At 76.2% G+C, this 18,302-nt stretch carries 10 protein-coding genes; 9 read left to right on the forward strand and 1 reads right to left on the reverse strand.

The annotated features are described in order from the left end of the window. Positions 1-348: 348 nt before the first annotated feature. The 6 genes from ACPC54_RS11670 to mfd all read left to right on the forward strand — a co-directional run bounded on the left by ACPC54_RS11670 (position 349) and on the right by mfd (position 12,465). A complete protein-coding gene (locus ACPC54_RS11670; RefSeq protein ID WP_498963802.1) occupies positions 349-1,518 on the forward strand; it encodes a Gfo/Idh/MocA family protein in 1,170 nt (389 codons plus the stop codon). Beyond that, the gene (locus tag ACPC54_RS11675) at positions 1,515-2,699 is read left to right on the forward strand and encodes a DegT/DnrJ/EryC1/StrS family aminotransferase (RefSeq protein WP_498963804.1); all 1,185 of its coding nucleotides are present in this window, start codon (positions 1,515-1,517) and stop codon (positions 2,697-2,699) included. Before ACPC54_RS11670 ends, ACPC54_RS11675 begins: the two co-directional genes overlap by 4 nt. Before the next feature lie 64 nt (positions 2,700-2,763). Next, a complete protein-coding gene (locus ACPC54_RS11680) occupies positions 2,764-3,765 on the forward strand; it encodes an SMI1/KNR4 family protein (RefSeq protein ID WP_498963806.1) in 1,002 nt (333 codons plus the stop codon). A 70-nt stretch (positions 3,766-3,835) separates the two neighbouring features. Further along, positions 3,836-6,472, forward strand: coding sequence for an SUKH-4 family immunity protein (locus tag ACPC54_RS11685; protein WP_498963808.1), 2,637 nt, complete (start codon positions 3,836-3,838; stop codon positions 6,470-6,472). A 264-nt stretch (positions 6,473-6,736) separates the two neighbouring features. Beyond that, positions 6,737-8,125, forward strand: a complete 1,389-nt coding sequence (locus ACPC54_RS11690; RefSeq protein ID WP_498963810.1) for a hypothetical protein — start codon at positions 6,737-6,739, stop codon at positions 8,123-8,125. A gap of 677 nt (positions 8,126-8,802) precedes the next feature. Next, positions 8,803-12,465, forward strand: a complete 3,663-nt coding sequence (gene mfd / locus ACPC54_RS11695) for a transcription-repair coupling factor (RefSeq protein WP_498963812.1) — start codon at positions 8,803-8,805, stop codon at positions 12,463-12,465. A 170-nt stretch (positions 12,466-12,635) separates the two neighbouring features. On the opposite strand, the gene ACPC54_RS11700 is transcribed toward mfd, so the two are convergent. After that, entirely contained in the window at positions 12,636-13,235 is a 600-nt protein-coding gene (locus tag ACPC54_RS11700) for a DUF4352 domain-containing protein (protein ID WP_498963814.1), read from the reverse strand. A 258-nt stretch (positions 13,236-13,493) separates the two neighbouring features. Between ACPC54_RS11700 and ACPC54_RS11705 the strand changes: the two genes are divergently transcribed. The 3 genes from ACPC54_RS11705 to ACPC54_RS11715 all read left to right on the forward strand — a co-directional run bounded on the left by ACPC54_RS11705 (position 13,494) and on the right by ACPC54_RS11715 (position 18,113). After that, on the forward strand, positions 13,494-15,659 hold the full coding sequence (locus ACPC54_RS11705) for an N-6 DNA methylase (protein WP_498963816.1): 2,166 nt from the start codon (positions 13,494-13,496) through the stop codon (positions 15,657-15,659). A gap of 175 nt (positions 15,660-15,834) precedes the next feature. Then, the gene (locus tag ACPC54_RS11710) at positions 15,835-16,461 is read left to right on the forward strand and encodes a hypothetical protein (protein WP_498963818.1); all 627 of its coding nucleotides are present in this window, start codon (positions 15,835-15,837) and stop codon (positions 16,459-16,461) included. Continuing rightward, entirely contained in the window at positions 16,458-18,113 is a 1,656-nt protein-coding gene (locus ACPC54_RS11715; RefSeq protein ID WP_498963820.1) for a protein kinase domain-containing protein, read from the forward strand. The genes ACPC54_RS11710 and ACPC54_RS11715 overlap by 4 nt, the downstream gene beginning before the upstream one ends. The last annotated feature ends 189 nt before the right edge of the window (positions 18,114-18,302 follow it).

The raw sequence follows: 18,302 nt of genomic DNA on the forward strand, positions 1-18,302 counted from the left end.
TCCCGTTCGTCCGGCCCCCGTTGGTCTGGGGCCGACCGTTCCGGGGCAAGCCTGTCAAACGACACCGACAACCGCACAACCGGGGTGCTGGGCGGGCCGGCGCGGCGGCGGGCCGGCCGGGCACTCGCCCGATGCTGGCCGAATCCGCACGCCGCCGTCACGACTTGTCCGTCGATTTCCGGAAAACGACCCGGGGTGCGGGCCGTGGCCGGTAGCGTTCCGGCAGCGGGCCGCCGGGCCGCGGCTCCTGCGGGGCCGACCCCGGTGCCCGCGCCGGACGTTGGGGCCGCTGGGGAGGGGCTGGGTTCGTCCGGCCGCCCCCGGCGCCGGAGCGAGGGGGCCCGAGCGATGACGTGGAAGCCGTCCCAGGCCGAGACCGCCAACCAGGCTCCCGGGGGCCACGTGCCGACCCCGGGCGCGCCGCCGGACCCGGTGCCGGAACGCCCGGTCGGGCTGGCCGTGGTCGGCGCCGGCTACTGGGGCCCGAAACTGGTGCGCAACGCGCAGCACACCCCGGCACTGCGGCTGCACTGGCTGTGCGACCTGGACGAGGCCAAGGCCCGGACCGTGCTGGGGGAGTACAGCACCGTCCGGGCCACCGGCGACTACCGCGAGGTGCTGGCCGACGACCGGGTCGGGGCCGTGGCGGTGGCCACCCCGGCCGGCGCGCACTACCGGCTGGTCCGGGCCGCGCTGGAGGCCGGCAAGCACGTGCTGGTGGAGAAGCCGATCACCACGTCCTCCGCCGAGGCCGCCGAGCTCGTCGAACTGGCCGAGCGCGCCGGGCTGGTGCTGATGTGCGACCACACCTTCTGCTACACCCCGGTGGTGCGCCGGATCCGCGAACTGGTGCACGGCGGGGAGATCGGCGACGTGCAGTTCTTCGACTCGGTGCGGATCAACCTCGGCCTGGTCCAGCCGGACGTGGACGTGCTGTGGGACCTCGCCCCGCACGACCTGTCGATCCTGGACTTCGTACTGCCGCCCGGAGTCGAACCGGTCGGGGTGTCCGCCCAGGGCGCCGACCCGATCGGGGCCGGCCGCGCCTGCGTCGCGTACCTGACGCTGCGGCTCGGCAACGGCGCGCTGGCGCACTGCCACGTCAACTGGCTCTCCCCGACGAAGGTCCGCACCACGCTGATCGGCGGCTCCCGGCGCACCCTGGTCTGGGACGACCTCAACCCGCAGGCCCGGCTGGCCGTGCACGACCGGGGCGTGGACCTGACCCCGCCCGACGAACTCACCGACGCGATCCGGCACCGGGCGCTGATCTCCTACCGGGTCGGCGAGATGGTCGCGCCCGCGCTGGTCGAGCAGGAGGCGCTGCGCAACGTGATGGCCGAGTTCGCGGCCGCGATCCTGGAGGGCCGGGCTCCGCTGACCGACGGCCGGGCCGGGGTGCGGGTGCTGCGGCTGCTGGAGGCCGCCTCGCTCAGCCTCGAACTCGGCGGCGCCACCGTCCCGGTGGCGGCGGCGGCCGGAGCGGTCGAGCCGGACGGCCGGGCGGTGGCCCGGTGAACGGCCCGGTGGGCGCTCCGGCGAGCGGTCCCGACCGGGTGGGCGCGGGCATCCCGCTGGTGGACCTGGCCGCCGCGCACGCCGAGGTCGCGGCCGAGGTGCGGGAGGGCTTCGACCGGGTGCTGGCCAGCGGCGCCTTCGTCCAGGGCCCCGAAGCGGCCGCCTTCGAGCGGGAGTACGCGGACTTCACCGGCGTCCGGCACTGCGTGGGCGCCGCCAACGGCACCGACGCCCTCGAACTGGCCCTGCGCGCCCTCGACCTGCCGCCCGGCGGTGGCGTGGTGCTGCCCGCCAACACCTTCGTCGCCACCGCCGAGGCCGTGCAGCGGGCCGGGCTGCGGCCGGTCCTGGTGGACGCCGACCCGGTGCACCTGCTGATCGACCCGGCCCGGGCGGCCGCCGCGCTGCCCGGCGCGGTGGCCCTGCTGCCCGTCCACCTGTTCGGCCAACTCGCGCCGATGGACGCGCTGGTGGAGGTGGCGGCCGGCCGGCCGGTGGTCGAGGACGCGGCGCAGTCCCAGGGCGCCCGGCAGTACGGGCGCACCGCGTACGGGCGGATCGCGGCCACCAGCTTCTACCCGGGCAAGAACCTCGGCGCCTACGGCGACGCCGGGGCCGTGCTCACCGACGACCCCGAACTGGCCGACGCGGTACGGCGGATCGGCGACCACGGCGCGCGCGGGAAGTACCGGCACGAACGGTTCGGCTTCAACTCCCGGATGGACGCCCTGCAGGCCGTCGTGCTGCGCGCCAAACTGCGCCGGCTGCCCGCCTGGAACGCCGCCCGCCGCGCCGCCGCCGACCGCTACCACGCGCTGCTGCGCCCGCTGGCCGACTCCGGGGCGCTCACCCTGCCGGGCACCGCACCCGGCAACGAGCACGTCCGGCACCTCTACCCGGTGCGGATCACGCCGGGGCGCCCACCGCACGACGGCCGGCGGGACGCCGTCCTCGCCGCACTGCGCGCCGCCGGGATCGGCGCCGGGGTGCACTACCCGGTGCCGGTCCACCTGCAGCCGGCCTTCGCCCACCTCGGCCACCGCGCCGGGTCGTTCCCCGTCGCCGAGCGCGCCGCCCGCGAACTGCTCAGCCTGCCGCTGCACCCGCACCTCACCGAGCGGCAGCAGCAGCGGGTCGTGGAGGAGTTGGGGCGGGCCCTGGGTGCGGGGGCCCACCCGTAGGAATGACCCCCTAGGCTGGTGCCCAGCAAGCGCACCGAGAAGTTGCAGCAGTGGGGGCTTCCAGATGACGACAGGTCGGCCCGGCGTCGCCGCCGCACCGAACGCGGCGTACGCAGGTCAGGTGGTGCAGTTCCCGGACCCGGTCCGCGCGGAGCGGCACCCCGCCGGGGTCCAGGTGGACGAGTACGGCTACCCGGACTTCAGCCCGTACGCGGTCGCCGCGGCCGAGGTCGCCGATCCGCCCGAGGGCTTCGGCGTGGACGAACTGCGGCTGACCGACTTCGTCTCGGCCAACGCCGCGCTGTTCATCGAGGGTCACCCGCTCTGGGCCGACCTGGACACCGCCGTCGCCACCCCGCCCGGCTGGACCTGGCACCACGCGGTCGGCCGGGCCTCCCCCGGCTGGCGCCGGATGGAGCTCGTCCCGGTCGAGGTGAAGGCCCTGCTGCGCCACCACGGCGGCCTGGCCACCTCCGCCGCCGACCACTCCCGCCGCGGCACCCGCCCGCTCCAGGAGCACCGGCCCGTCCACTTCTCGCTGGCCCGGGACGGCGGCGACCCGGTCGGCGTCCCCGAGGACCTGGTGCAGCGCGCCGAGGAGCGGCTCGGCTACCGGCTGCCCGGCGCCTACCGCACCTTCCTCAAGGTGGCCGGCGGCCGCGCCCCGGTCGGGGTGGCGCTGGACACCGACCTGGGCCTGCTGCTCGACCAGCCGTTCCTCACCCTCACCGAGGAGTACGGCACCGACGACGTGGTCTACGCCAACAAGTGCCTGCGCGACCACCTCACCAAGGACTACCTGGGCATCGCCTACGCGCAGGGCGGCATCGTCGCGCTCAAGGTGCGCGGCGAGCGGGCCGGCTCGGTCTGGTTCCACCTCTACGACGACGCCCGCGACACCGGCGCGGCGGAGGCCCCCGAGGACCGCTGCGCCCGGCTGCTGCTGCCCTGCGGGGACGACTTCGACGCCTTCCTGCTCCGGCTGGCCGGCAGCCCGCCGGAGCTGGAGACGGTCGCGAAGCTGATGGTGGACGGCGGGTTCGCCCGGGCCGTCCCGGTGGGCTGACCGGGGTGGGCGCGGTGGCACAGGCGGAACGGGGGACGACGAGGATGCGGACAACAGGGGTGAACCGGGCGTGGTGACGTACGCGCAGGCGCAGGAGCTCGCCGAGGAGTGGATCAATGGCGGGGTGCCGCGCTCGGAGCAGCGCGAGGTACGGGTCCGGGAGTTCGACCTGGGCTTCGTCTGCTGGGCGGTGCCGCCCGCGGACGGCGGGACGGACGGCTCGGGCGGCTCCGCCGGCTCGGGCGAGGCGCGGCTGGTGATCGCCCGGGACTCCGGCGCCAGCACGCTGTGGCCCGCGCTGCCCGTGAACGAGGTGGTCCGGCAGTACGAGGAGGTGTACGGCCGGCCGGTCGCGGCCAACCCCGCCGGGGCGGCGAAGCCCGCGCCCGGGCCGGTCGAGGCCACCTCCTTCCTGCTCAGCCCGCCGCAGTGGCTGCAGGAGGCGGGGGCCGCGGCGATCGCGGCCGAGTCGGAGCGGCTGGGGACGGCCCCGGCCGCTGCCGCCGCGCCGGCGCCCGTCGAGCCCGCACCGGTGCCGGTCGAGCCCGCGCCCGTTCCGGTGCCGGTCGACCAGCAGTCGGCGACGCCGGCGCCCGCCGTGCTGACCACGCCGCCGGTCTCCGACCGGCCCGCCGGGGACGCGCCGACCATGCTCGCCCCGCCGCCCGGGCACGAGGACCCGTTCGCCCCGCCGCTGCCGCCGGTCGGCGCCGCGCCGGTGACGCCCGTACCCGTGGACGCGCCCGCGCCGACGCCCGCGCCGGTTCCGGCGCCCGGGGCCGAGGCCGCGACCGTGCTGATGTCCGAGGGCCTGTGGACCAGCGGCTCCGACCTGCCCGACGCGCCCCCGCCGCCCGGCGCCGAGGCCGCGACGATGCTGATGCCGCCGGGCGGCGACGGGCCGGGCCTGCCCCCGGTCCCGCCGCCCGCCGCGCCGGCCCCGCCGGTCGCGCCCGTCGCGTCCGCGATGCCCGGGCCCGGCCCGGCGCCGGTCGAGCCGGCGCCGACGCTGCTCGCGCCGCCGGAGGCCATGCCCGGCCTGATGGGCCTGCCCGGCGCCCCGGTCGGTGCGCCGCCCGCGCCCGCGCCGGTACCGCCCGCGCCGGTACCGCCCGCGCCGCCCGCCGGTGGCGGGCCGGTCGAGCACGCGCCCACCATGCTGGCCACCCCCGGCTCGCTGCCCGGCCTGGCCGGGCTGCCCGGCGCCCCGGCCGACCAGTCCTTCGGCGGTGCGCCCGCCGCCCCGCCGGCCGCCGCCCCGCAGGGCGGGCTGGGCCGGGGCGCGGCCTCGGCCCCGCCGCCGCCCCCGCCGGCCGCGCTGCGCGGCGGTTCGTCCGGCCCCTCGTCCTCGGGCGGGCTGGGCCGGGGCGCGGCCTCGGCCCCGCCGCCGCCCCCGCCGGCCGCGCTGCGCGGCACCCCGGGCGCCGGCGCGCCCGCCGCTGCGGCGGGCTCGACCCCGCCGTCGGCCGCCGCGCCGGGCGCCGGTGTGGCGTACGAGGCGACGCAGCTGGCCAGCGCGCTCGACCCGGCGCTGCTGGGCGCCGCCCCGGCCCCGGCCGACCCGGGCACCCCGCCGTCCGGCGGCCCCGCCGTCCCGCCGCCGCCCGGCGGTCCGGCGGCTCCCGCCGCGCAGGCGGCCGGGTACGGCTACCCGAACGCGGGCGGCGCCGCGCCCGGCGTCGTCCCGCCCGCGCCGGTGGCCGGCCAGCCGGCGGCCGCGGCCGTGCCGCCCGGCGTGCCGGCGGTCGGCCCGGGGTACTTCGCCGCGCTCAGCTACCGGGGTCCGGACGGCTCGGAGCAGAAGCTGCTGCACCGCAGCGAGCCCGGCACCCCGCACCCGGAGTGGAAGATCCTGCAGGACCTGCGGCGGCTGAACGTGCCGCCGGAGCAGGTGCTGGAGCTGTACACCGAGCTGGAGTCCTGTGACCTGCCGGGCGGCTACTGCAACCGCATGATCGCCGCCTCCTGGCCGAACGTGCGGCTGACCCACACCGCCGCGTACGGCCGGGACCACGCCTCCCGGCAGGCCGGCATGGCCGAGCTGCTGGACCACCTGGACGAGCTGCACCAGCAGGCCGCCGGCGCCCAGCGGGTCCGCCCGTTCCGGGTGCCGCTGCCGGCGCCCGGCAGCGTCCAGCCGCTGCCGGCGGTGGCACCGCAGCAGCTGGCCCAGGAGATCGGTGCGGCCTTCGGGCAGAACCTGTTCCGCTACGAGCAGCGCGCGGTCTCCCGCCAAGGCGTGCCGGAGCCGGTGTCGCAGTCGCTGATGTGGGCCGGGCTGCCGCGCGACTTCGGGCCGTTCTTCTGGGCCCAGGCGCAGGAGGGCCGTCCGATCCCGACGCTCGCCGAGCTGGCCGCCGAGCGCGGCCTGCCCGCCGCGCCGGACTTCGGCGGCTACCTGGTGCTCGGCAACGACTACGGCCGCCAGCTGTGCGTCCAGTACGGCACCGCGCACGTGGTGGCCGTGGACATCGAGGGAACCGGCCAGCAGCCCCGCTTCGTCAACAGCGGTGTGCCGGAGTTCGTCCGCGCGCTGGCCCTGCTGGGCCGGATGTGGCGGCTCCGGTACGGGCTGACCCCGGACCAGGCCGGTCGCTGGACGACCGACTTCCAGGCCCAGCTCGCCGCGATCGACCCGGCGGCCCTGCAGGACGCCGACACCTGGTGGGCCGTGCTGCTGGAGCAGTTCTGGGACGGCCTGCTGTAGCGGTCCGTCGCTGATCCTCGCAGGTGGGGAGGGGTCGTTCCGGGGTCCGGAGCGGCCCCTCCGGCGTACCGCCACGGCGGTGCCTCGTTGGGGTTTCCTCCGGATATGAGCAAAATAGGTCAAGAGGATGGACTATTCGTCCGTCGTTGACGCTTTCCGGTCCGCACGACGACCGAATCCGGCCCCGTGGTCGGAACCGGTTCCGGATTCGTCCGCTCCGTCCGATCATGGGCTCCGCAGCCCGCGAAACGAGGGGAAGAGCCCATGAGCGACGCCGTCCCCCAGTACGGCTTCACCCAGGCCCGGCGCGGCTACGCGCCCGAGCAGGTCGACCGGGCCCTCACGGCCCTGACCGCCCAGCGCGACGAGGCGTGGGAACGGCTGAGCGTCCTGGGCGCCGGGATCCGGCAGATGGAGGCCCGGCTGGCCGACGTCCGCCGGGCCGCCGAGGACGCTCCGGAACCCGACTACCAGGTGCTCAGCGAGCAGGCCGCCGGACTGGCGACGATGGCCGAGAACGAGGCCCGGGCCGTCCGGGACAAGGCCGAGCGCTTCGCCGAGGACCTGCGCGACGAGGTCTACGAGGCGGGGCAGGCGCTCGAGAAGGCCGCCAAGGAGTACGCCGAAACCATCCGTACCGAGGCCGACGCGGCCGCCCGCCGCACCGACGAGCGCACCCGCGCCGAGGCCGAGGGCCTGCGCGCCGACGCCGACCGGGAGAGCCGCGCCGCCCGGGACGCCGCCACCGCCTACGCCGCCAAGGTGCGGGTGGCCGCCGCCGAGGCCAACGAGCAGGCCGAGGCCGAACTCGCCGCCAAGCGCCGCAAGGCCGACGAGACCTTCGCCGAGGCCCAGGCCAAGGCCGACGCCGAGGACGCCGAGATCTCCGCGACCGCCGAGCGCCGGGTCAAGGAGGCCGAGCAGCACCGGGAGACCGTGCTCTCGCAGATCAAGCAGCTGGAGACCGACGCCCAGGCCAAGGCCGACCAGCTGATCGAGCAGGCCCGCCGGGAGGCCGAGAAGACCAACACGGCGAGCGAGCGCGAGCAGCGCGAGTTCGACGCCCGGCTGGAGACGGTGCAGCAGCACCTCGACCACATCAAGGCCACCCTGGCCTCGCTCACCGGCGCGGCGGTCGGCCAGATCGAATCGGCGGAGTTCGCGGAGGCGGCGGAGGCCGACGAGGTCGACGAGGCTGACGAGGCCGACGAGGCCGGGAACGCCGCGGAGGCCGCCCCCGTGGACGCGGCTCCGGCGGACGCCGTGCCCGTGGGCGGCGTGTCCGCGGGCGCCGTGGACCCGGAGGCGGACACCGGGGAGGTCCCGCTGCCGAACCTGCGCAAGGAGCCTGTGCCGAGCGGGCGGGAGAAGGCGACCGCGGTGCTGAGGCTGCCGGTCGTCGGCGGCGGGTCCGAGAAGAAGGCGGACGCGGCCGGGAAGCCGTCCGCCGTGGTGACCGGCCCGGTCACGCCCGCCGCGCCGCCGAAGCCGTCCACGCCGCCCCGGGCGGCGGCGGACGGGGACGGCGGGGACCCGGTCGGCGTGGGCGGGAGAGAGCCCGAGGACGAGACCCGGATCATTCCGAAGATCGTCATCGTGGACGACGGCAGCGACTACGCCACCCCCAACACCGTCACCTACCGCCGGCGCTGATCGCTCGGCCGGGTGAGTTCCGCGTGCCGGGCCCCGACCGCCCCTCCCCGGGCGGCCGGGGCCTTCGCGTGTGCGGGGCCGGACGGGCGGGAGCGGGTCCGGATGAGCTCCGGACGGACCCGGAGCGGGTTTCGGACGGGCTCCGGAAACGAATGAGGCCGAGACCCGTGGCGCCCTCCAGGAAAGGGCGCCACGGTTCCCGGCGCTTGGGCGGGCGCCCCCACCCAGGGTCGCCCGGCCTCGCACCACCGACCCCCATCGGGGGTGCGACATGCCCCCACAGCCATCCCCCACGGTTGGGTGCGGCGGGCACATTCACCATGGTGCGCGATCTCCATGGACGGGCAGTGACAGGAGTATGTCCAGTTCGTGGCGGATCACCGGGCCGGCTCCGGGCCTTTCCCCGGCTGGTTCGTCCACCGGCGACTCGGTGATCCGTCCAGTCGTTCGTCTGCGGTCGTGTCCCTGACAGCCGCGCCCCGCTCCCGGCCCGCCCCGGGATCGTTCGGGCGCGGTCCGCGCCCCGCCGCCGCCGGGGCCGTACACCGCGTGCCTGTCCGTGCCGCGGCGTAGGCTGGGAACCCCCGGCCGCTCGGCGCGCCGGGTCGTTCGCGTTGCCCCGGCGGGCCTTCGCCGCCCGGGGGCAGCACCAGCCACGGGACGAAGAAGAGACCCAGATGAGCCTGACCGGACTTCTCGATGTCGTCGCGCGGGACGCGGCGCTCGCCGAGGCGATCGAGGCGGCCACCGCCACCGGCGCCGCGGCCGGCGGCCGCCGCCACCTGGACCTGGTCGGGCCGCCCGCCGCCCGGCCGTTCGCCATCGCCGCCCTCGCCCGCGCGCTCGCCGGGCAGGCGGCCGGCGAGCGGGGCCGTCCGGTGCTCGCCGTCACCGCGACCGGCCGGGAAGCCGAGGACCTGGCCGCCTCGCTGCGCTCGCTGCTGCCGCCGGACGCCGTCGCCGAGTACCCGGCCTGGGAGACCCTGCCGCACGAGCGGCTGTCGCCCCGCTCGGACACCGTGGGCCGCCGGCTGGCCGTGCTGCGCCGGATCGTGCACCCGCGGGCGGACGACCCGGCGGCCGGGCCGGTGCAGGTGGTCGTCGCGCCCGTCCGGTCGGTGCTGCAGCCGCAGGTCAAGGGGCTGGCCGAGCTGGAGCCGGTGGCCGTGCTGCGCGGCGAGTCGCACGACCTGGAGGAGGTGGCCCGCCGGCTCTCCGCGGCCGCCTACGCCCGGGTCGAACTCGTCGAGAAACGCGGCGAGTTCGCCGTCCGCGGCGGCATCCTGGACGTCTTCCCGCCGACCGAGGAGCACCCGCTGCGGGTGGAGTTCTGGGGCGACGAGGTCGAGGAGATCCGGTACTTCAAGGTCGCCGACCAGCGCTCGCTGGAGATCGCCCAGCACGGCCTGTGGGCGCCGCCCTGCCGCGAGCTGCTGCTCACCGACGAGGTGCGCGCCCGGGCCGCCGAACTCGCCGCCGCGCACCCGGGGTTGGCCGAGATCCTGGACAAGATCGCCGAGGGCATCGCGGTCGAGGGCATGGAGTCGCTGGCGCCCGTCCTGGTCGACGACATGGAACTGCTGCTGGACGTGCTGCCGCTCGGCTCGGTCGCGGTGGTCTGCGACCCGGAGCGGGTCCGCACCCGGGCCGTCGACCTGGTGGCGACCAGCCAGGAGTTCCTGCACGCCTCCTGGGTCGCCGCCGCGGCCGGCGGGGACCGGCCGATCGACCTGGAGACGATCGACGTCTCCGCCGCCTCGCTGCGCTCGCTCGCCGAGGTGCGCGAGCACGCGGCCGAGATCGGGCTGCCCTGGTGGTCGGTCAGCCCGTTCGCGACCAGCGAGTCCAGCGAGTCCAGCGTGGACGGCCTGTTGGCCCGCGACGGAGTCGCCGACTGGCACGGCGACGCCAACACGCTGTCCCTCGGCATGCGCGCCGTCGAGGCCTACCGGGGCGACACCGCCCGCGCCATCGCCGACGCCAAGGAGCGGCTGGCCGCCGACTGGCGGGTCGTCATGGTGACCGAGGGCCACGGGCCCGCCTCCCGGCTGGCCGAGGTGCTGGGCAACGAGGGCATCCCGGCCCGGCTCGTCGCCGACCTCACCGAGGCGCCCACCCGGGACGTCGTCCACGTCTCCTGCGGCTCGATCGAGCACGGCTTCGTCGACGACGCCCTGAAGCTCACCGTCATCACCGAGACCGACCTGTCCGGCCAGAAGTCCTCCACCAAGGACATGCGCCGGATGCCGTCCCGCCGCCGCAACGCGATCGACCCGCTGGCGCTCGTCGCCGGCGACTACGTGGTGCACGAGGCGCACGGCGTCGGCAGGTACGTCGAGATGGTGCAGCGCACCGTCCAGGGCGCCACCCGCGAGTACCTGGTGCTGGAGTACGCCCCCGCCAAGCGCGGCCACCCCGGCGACCGGCTGTTCGTGCCGACCGACCAGCTCGACCAGGTCACCAAGTACGTCGGCGGCGAGGCCCCGACCCTGCACCGGCTCGGCGGCGCCGACTGGGCGAAGACCAAGCAGCGCGCCAAGAAGGCGGTCAAGGAGATCGCCGCCGACCTGATCAAGCTGTACTCGGCCCGGATGGCCGCCCCCGGCCACACCTTCGGCCCGGACACCCCGTGGCAGCGCGAACTGGAGGACGCCTTCCCGTACGCGGAGACGCCCGACCAGCTGACCACCATCGCCGAGGTCAAGTCGGACATGGAGAAGTCCGTGCCGATGGACCGGCTGATCTGCGGCGACGTCGGCTACGGCAAGACCGAGATCGCCGTGCGCGCCGCGTTCAAGGCGGTGCAGGACGGCAAGCAGGTGGCGGTCCTGGTGCCGACCACGCTGCTGGTGCAGCAGCACTTCTCCACTTTCGCCGAGCGGTACGCCAACTTCCCCGTCACGGTGAAGGCGCTCTCCCGCTTCCAGACCGACAGCGAGGCCAAGGCCGTCCTGGAGGGGCTGTTCGAGGGCTCGGTCGACGTCGTCATCGGCACCCACCGGCTGTTCTCCTCCGAGACCAGGTTCAAGGACCTCGGCCTGGTCATCGTCGACGAGGAGCAGCGCTTCGGCGTCGAGCACAAGGAGCAGCTGAAGAAGCTGCGGGCCAACGTGGACGTGCTCACCATGTCCGCGACGCCGATCCCGCGGACCCTGGAGATGGCCGTCACCGGCATCCGCGAGATGTCCACCATCACCACCCCGCCGGAGGAGCGGCACCCGGTGCTCACCTTCGTCGGGCCGTACGACGAGAAGCAGATCTCGGCCGCGATCCGGCGTGAACTCCTGCGCGAGGGCCAGGTGTTCTACATCCACAACCGGGTCGAGTCGATCGACAAGGCGGCCGCCCGGCTCAAGGACCTCGTCCCCGAGGCGCGGATCGCCACCGCGCACGGGCAGATGGGGGAGAACCAGCTGGAGAAGGTCGTCGTCGACTTCTGGGAGAAGGAGTTCGACGTCCTGGTGTCGACCACGATCGTGGAGTCCGGCATCGACATCTCCAACGCCAACACCCTGATCGTCGAGCGCGGCGACACCTTCGGGCTCTCCCAGCTGCACCAGCTGCGCGGCCGGGTCGGGCGCGGGCGCGAGCGCGGCTACGCGTACATGCTGTACCCGCCGGAGAAGCCGCTCACCGAGACCGCGCACGAGCGCCTCGCCACCATCGCCCAGCACACCGAGATGGGCGCCGGCATGTACGTCGCGATGAAGGACCTGGAGATCCGCGGCGCCGGCAACCTGCTCGGCGGCGAGCAGTCCGGGCACATCGCGGGCGTCGGCTTCGACCTCTACATGCGGATGGTCGGCGAGGCGGTGGCCGAGTTCCGCGAGTCGCTGGCGAACGGCGGCGAGCCGGAGGAGGAGCCGCTGGAGGTGAAGATCGAGCTGCCGGTCGACGCGCACGTGCCGCACGACTACGCGCCCGGCGAGCGGCTGCGGCTGCAGGCGTACCGCTCGATCGCGGCGGTCAACTCGGAGGAGGACATCCAGCAGGTCCGGGACGAGCTCGTGGACCGCTACGGCAAGCTGCCCGAGCCGGTGGAGAACCTGCTGCTCGTCGCGGCGCTGCGGCTGTACGCCCGGCGGTGCGGGGTCGCCGACATCACCCTGCAGGGCACCTTCGTCCGCTTCGGGCCGGTGGAGCTGCGCGAGTCCCAGCAGCTGCGGCTGAACCGGCTCTACCCGCGCAGCCAGGTCAAGGCCGCCTCGCAGCAGTTGCTGGTGCCACGGCCGAGCACCGGGCGGATCGGCGGCAAGCCGCTGGTCGGGCGGGAGCTGCTCGGCTGGTGCAGCGAGTTCCTGTCGTCGATGTTCGACGACCTGGCGGGGGCGAAGAAGTAGTTCGGTCCGGTGGTTCACGGCGGTCTCGGGTTCCGGCCCGGGGCCGCCGTTCCGTCTGCGGGATCCGGTGCGACGGGATCCGGTGTGCACCGGATCCGGCGTGTGCGGGATCCGCTGTGTGCGTGTCCCGGGTCTGCGGGATCCGGCGGTGCCGGCCGTGAACAGGGCTGTCAGCCGATCTTCCACTGCCCGGTCTGGTTGGAGAAGCCGTTGTCCAGGGCGAACTGGACCTTGTCGAGCTTCATGCCGTCCGGGACCTCGAAGGTGACGAAGCCCTTGCCGGTGTCGCCGGGGGCGATGTTGGTGGGGGTCTGGAACGCCGGGCCGGCCTTGGTCTCCTCAAGGTTCGGGCCGTACGCCTGGCCCTGGGCGTCCACCACCTTGGCGCTGCTGGCGGGGACCTCGCTGTAGGCCTGGGCTCCGGTGGCCTTGATCTGGAACTGCACCGCGACGTAGTGCTTGCCCTCCGCCGGCTTGAGGTACTCGCTCGCGCTCTCGGCCGGGTCGACCACCTTCACGGCGGTGACGTCGGCGGTGTTGCCCTTGTCCATGCCCTTGAGCGCGATGGTGTCGCCGATCTTGGCCGCGGCGGGCGCCTTGGGAGTGTCGGCGGCCTTGGTGGTGCTCGCGGCCGCGGTCTGCTTCGCCTCGGTCGAGACGGAGGCGCCGCCGGTGGAGTTGCAGGCGGTCGCGGTGAGGGTGACCAGGGCGGCGCCGAGCAGCAGGGCGGCGGTGCGGCGGGCGGTGGTGCGGCGAGCGGTGGCGGACATGGCTGTCTCCCGGTGTGCTGTGACGGTCTTCCGGTTGTCGCCTCCGTTTGTGGCGACGAAGAGATCACACCATCCGGCCGTGAACCATGTCAATGGCGATTCACAAAAGAGCTCTGTTCACAGCGTGAACGGGGATGGAGGGGCGCGTCGCTATGCTGTGTGGCCACACGGCCCGCCCGAGGCGATCAGCCCCCGCCCCGGCCCCGGGTCCGCGCCCGCCCCACTCGCGCCCCCGCCCGCGCCACCGAAGGAGCCCCCGTGCCGGACCGCCCCGAAGTCACCGCCGCCGAGATCGCCCGGCTGGCCGGTGTCGGCCGGGCCGCGGTCAGCAACTGGCGCCGCCGCCACCCCGACTTCCCGCGCCCCGCCGGCGGCACCGACGCCAGCCCGACCTTCGCCCTCGACGAGGTCGAGGCCTGGCTGCGCGCCCAGGGCAAGATCGCCGAACTCCCGCTGCTCGAACGGGCCTGGCAGCTGGTCGACACCCTCCGCGACCCGGCCGGCCACCCCGCCGCCCCGCTGGTCGAGGCCGGCGCCCTGCTGCTCCTGCTGCACCGCGCCCCCGCCCGCTGGGCCGAGCTCGCCGACCAGCCCGACACCCGGCTCGCCACCGCGCTGCCCAGGGCCGTCGCCGACACCGCTGTTCACACCCTCGGCCCGGACGCCCCGCGCGGCCTCCGGCTGCCCCATCTGCTCGGCAGCACCCAACTGGACCTCGCCCGCCTGCTCGCCGCCCTCGCCGCCCAGGCCGGCCCCGCCGGTGCGTACGAGCAGCTGCTCACCCGCCACGCCGAGGCCAACACCCGCCAGCTCAGCCCCACCCCGCCGGAGGCCGCCCGGCTGCTCGCGGCCGTCGCCGGCGTCCCCGCCACCGTGCTCGACCCGGCGGCCGGCCTCGGCGCCGTCCTGCTCGCGCACCCCCCGACCACCGGCCGCTACGGCCAGGACGCCGACCCGGTCGCCGCCGCCCTCGCCCGGCTGCGCCTCGCCCTGCACACCCCCGCCGAGGAGCCCGGCCCGCTGCCGCTCGACCTGCGCGCCGGCGACGCCCTGCGCGCCGACGCCTACCCCGGCGACACCTTCGAGGCGGTGCTCTGCCAGCCCCCGTACAACGAACGGGACTGGGGCCACGACGAGTTGCAGTTCGACGCCCGCTGGCCCGGCGGGCTCGTCCCGCCGCGCGGCGAGTCCGAACTCGCCTGGGTGCTGCACTGCCTCGCCCGCACCCGCCCCGGCGGCCTCACCGCCCTCCTGCTCCCGCCGACCGTCGCCGCCCGCCGGGCCGGCCGCCGCGTCCGCGCCGAACTGCTCCGCTCCGGCGCCCTGCGGGCCGTCATCGCGCTGCCCGCCGGCGCCGCACCGCCGTACGGCGTCCCGCTGCACCTCTGGGTGCTCCGCGCGCCGCGGCCCGGCGACGACTTCCGTCAGGTCCTGCTGGTCGACGCCGGAGCGGCGGGATCCGCCGGGCCCGCCTCCGGCCCGTCCGCCGGCCCCGCCCCCGCGACGGCTCCGGAGGGCGGCCGGGACAGGGTCGACTGGCCCGCACTGCACCGCACCGTCCTCGACGCCTGGCGCGGCTTCGACCTGGCCGCCCGCGAGGGCCTGCCCGTCCCGGCCGACCGGCCCGGCGTGCACCGCGTCATGGCCGCCATCGACCTGCTGGACGACGAGACCGACCTCTCCCCGGCCCGGCACGTCCCGCCCGCCGCCCCGGTCGGCGGCGCGGCCGAACTCTCGCACCTCAGCGGCCGGTTGGCCGAACTCCTGGCCACGCTGGCCGACCCGGCCACGCTCCTCCCGGAGGCCGGGCCGGCCGCCGCGACCGCGACCGCGGGCGTGGTCACCGTGGGCGAACTGGTCCGCGGCGGCGCGCTGGAGGTGTACTCCTCCGGAACCGGCTCCGCCACCCGCCCGGCCGGCGCCACCCCGGGCGGCACCCCCGTGATCACCGACCAGGACCTCGCCGCCGACACCCCGCCCAGCGCCGTCCTGGCCGCCGCCACCGGCTCCGCCGGCGACGTCCGCACCCGCCCCGGCGACGTCCTCGTGCCCGCCCTCGGCGGCGGCACCGCCCGGGTCGTCCCCGCCGAAGGCCCGCTGGTCGGCGCCGCCCTCGGCCGCCAACTCCACCTGCTGCGGCCCGACCCGGCCGTCCTCGACCCCGAGTTCCTGGCCGGACAGTTCCGCTCCACCGCCGGCACCCGCCGCGCCGCCAGCCACGCCACCACCACCGCCCGGCTGGACATCCGCCGGGTCGAACTGCCCCGCCTCCCCCTCCCCGCCCAACAGCACCTCGGCGCCGCCTTCGCCCGCCTCGCCGCCTTCGACTCCACCCTCACCCGGGCCGCCACCCTCGCCCGCACCCTCACCCAGGCCGCGACGGACGCCCTGGCCACCGGCACCCTGACGCCCCCGCAGCTCTGAGGCCGTCCCGGTCGGGGCCCGGCTGACGTCGGCTCAGCACCGGCCCGGCACCGGCTCGGTATCGGCGAGGTGTCGACCGGACGGAAGCCCTCCGTGGCGGCCCGGCCGGGCGGTACGGTGGGCCGGGCCGTCCGCACTGCGGCCGGCATCGGTTCCCACCAGCTCAGGAGCGCACATGGCAGGGCAGTACCCCGGGCCGTTCGGATCGCCGCCCGGTGGCACGCCGTACGCTCCGGGGCCGGTCCCGGCCGCCGGGCCGCCCGCGGCGATACCCGGCCGGTTCGGGACGCCCGGGCGGGTGCTGTGCGCCCTCGCCCCGCTGCTGACCTTCGGCCTGCTCGGCGCCGTCCCGTCGCTGCTGCTGGCGGTCCGGCGGCGACGGGCGTACGACGTCCTCGGCGCCGTCGTGTTCTGCGGCCTGCTGCTGACGCTCTTCGTCTCCGCCGGGATCTCCGGCAACCTGAAGGACCCGACCGCCGACCTCACCTGCCAGATCACCCTGATCGTGCTGTGGCTGACGCCGACGCCGCACTACCTGCTGATGGACCGCCGCGCGGTCTGGCGGGCCGGCCGCACCGCGCCGCAGGCGTTCCCGGCGTACCCGCCGCCGCAGGCCCAGCCCTACGCCGCGCCGTACGCGCCGACCGTGCCGATCGCGCCGACCGGGCCCGGGTACGGCGCCCCGGCGGCCCCTTACGCGCCGACTCCGCCGCCGCCTGCCGCCCCGGCCGCCGAGACCTCCCACGACCTGCGGGAACTCGGCGAACTGCTGCGCCGCCAGTCCCGCGAGGGCCGGTCGTGACCGCTCCCCGCCTGATCGCCGGCCGCTACCGGCTCACCGAGAAGATCGGTCACGGCGGCATGGGCCAGGTCTGGGCCGGCCGGGACGAGCGCCTGCACCGCACGGTCGCGGTCAAACTTCTGCGCCCCGAGCACCTGCTGCCCGGTACCGGCCACGGCGGCAGCGGCAGCGGCATCGGCACCGGCACGACCTCCGAACGCCGCCGCCACGGCGACGAGTTGCGCCGCCGCTTCCTGCGCGAGTGCCGGATCACGGCCGCGCTCGACCACCCCGGGCTGGTCACCGTCTTCGACGCCGGAGAGGACGAGGGCGAGCTGTACCTGGTCATGCAGCGCGTCCCCGGCGTCAGCCTCGCCGACCTCATCGCCGAGGACGCGCCGTTCCCGATCGAGCGGGCGGTGGCCGTCGCCGCCCAGCTGTGCGCGGCGCTGGCCGCCGTCCACGCCGTCCCGGTGGTCCACCGCGACCTCAAACCGAGCAACGTGATGGTCCGGGAGGACGGCCGCACCGTCCTGCTCGACCTCGGCATCGCCACCGCCCTCGACACCGAGACCACCCGCCTCACCCTCACCGGGGTGCCGATCGGCAGCCCCGCGTACATGGCCCCCGAACAGGCCCTCGCCGCCACCACCGACCCGCGCAGCGACCTGTACGCGCTCGGCTGCCTGCTGCACGAGATGCTCTCGGGCGAGGAGCCGTTCCGGGCGCCCACCGCCCTCGGCATCCTGCGCCGGCACGTCGACGAACCGCCCGTCCCGCTGCGCGACCTGCGCCCGGACGTGCCACCGCCGCTCGAACGGCTCGTCCTCGACCTGCTCGCCAAGCAGCCCGGCGACCGCCCGGCCGACGCCCGGGCCGTGCACGCGCGGCTGCTCCCACTGCTGCCCCCGGCCGCGGCCGCCCCGCAGCCCCGGTTCACGCCGCTGCCCGACCCCGTACGGCCGTTCCGCTACCCGCACCAGCCGCAGCCGGCCGCCGTGGCCGCTGCGGCCGCTGCGGCGGAGCCGCGCCCGTTCCTGGTGCCGCCCGTCCCGGTCGCGCCGCCGGCACCTCCGCCGGCGGCCCCGGCCGCCCCTGCGGCCCCTGATCTGGCGGCCGAGTGCGCGCGGCTCTCCGACCTGGTCGACGCCGGGCGCCACACCGAGGTCCTCGACCTCGCGGCCCGCCTGCTGCCCCGCGCCGAGGCCGAACAGGGCGGGTCCGCGCCGCTCGTCCGCACCATCCGCACCATCTACGCCCGCACCCTCCTCCACCAGGGTCACGCCCGGCAGGCCCTCCCCGAGTACCAGCGCCTCGCCGCCACCGCCGAGGGCGGACCGCACGGACCCCGGGGCCTCGACCACCGCTACCGCGCCGCCATCTGCCTCGACCAGCTCGGCCACGGCCCGGAAGCCCTCGCCGAGTACCAGGCCCTGCTCGCCGCCCACGCGGAGGACCCCGACCCCGAGCGCGCCTACGACCTCCGCGAGCGCATCGGCCTCCACCTCGCGGCCGCCGGCGACCCCCAGCACGCCTGGCAGTGGCTGCTCCAACTCCTCCTCGAACGCGAACGCCGCGACGGCCCCCACCACCCCGCCGTCCGCCGCCTCCGCCAATCCCTCGACACCCTCCACCCCCACCAGCCCACCCCCTGGCCCCCAACCCCGCACTGACCCCCACGAGAAGTCGGCGGGCCCGACTTCTCGTGCGGAGTGTGGTGCCCGTGGGCCGGGGGGCTGGGTCGGCTCCGGGGAGCGGGAAGTCGGCGAGCGTGTCAGATAGTTCGTGTAAGTCCGTGATCTGGGAGGCTGGCCGGGGCCCGGCTGAGGGCTCTGGCCGGCCGGAACGGACAGGACATGGGC

It is taken from the genome of Kitasatospora sp. NPDC094028, assembly GCF_049543595.1.
In the GTDB taxonomy this organism is placed as follows: domain Bacteria; phylum Actinomycetota; class Actinomycetes; order Streptomycetales; family Streptomycetaceae; genus Kitasatospora.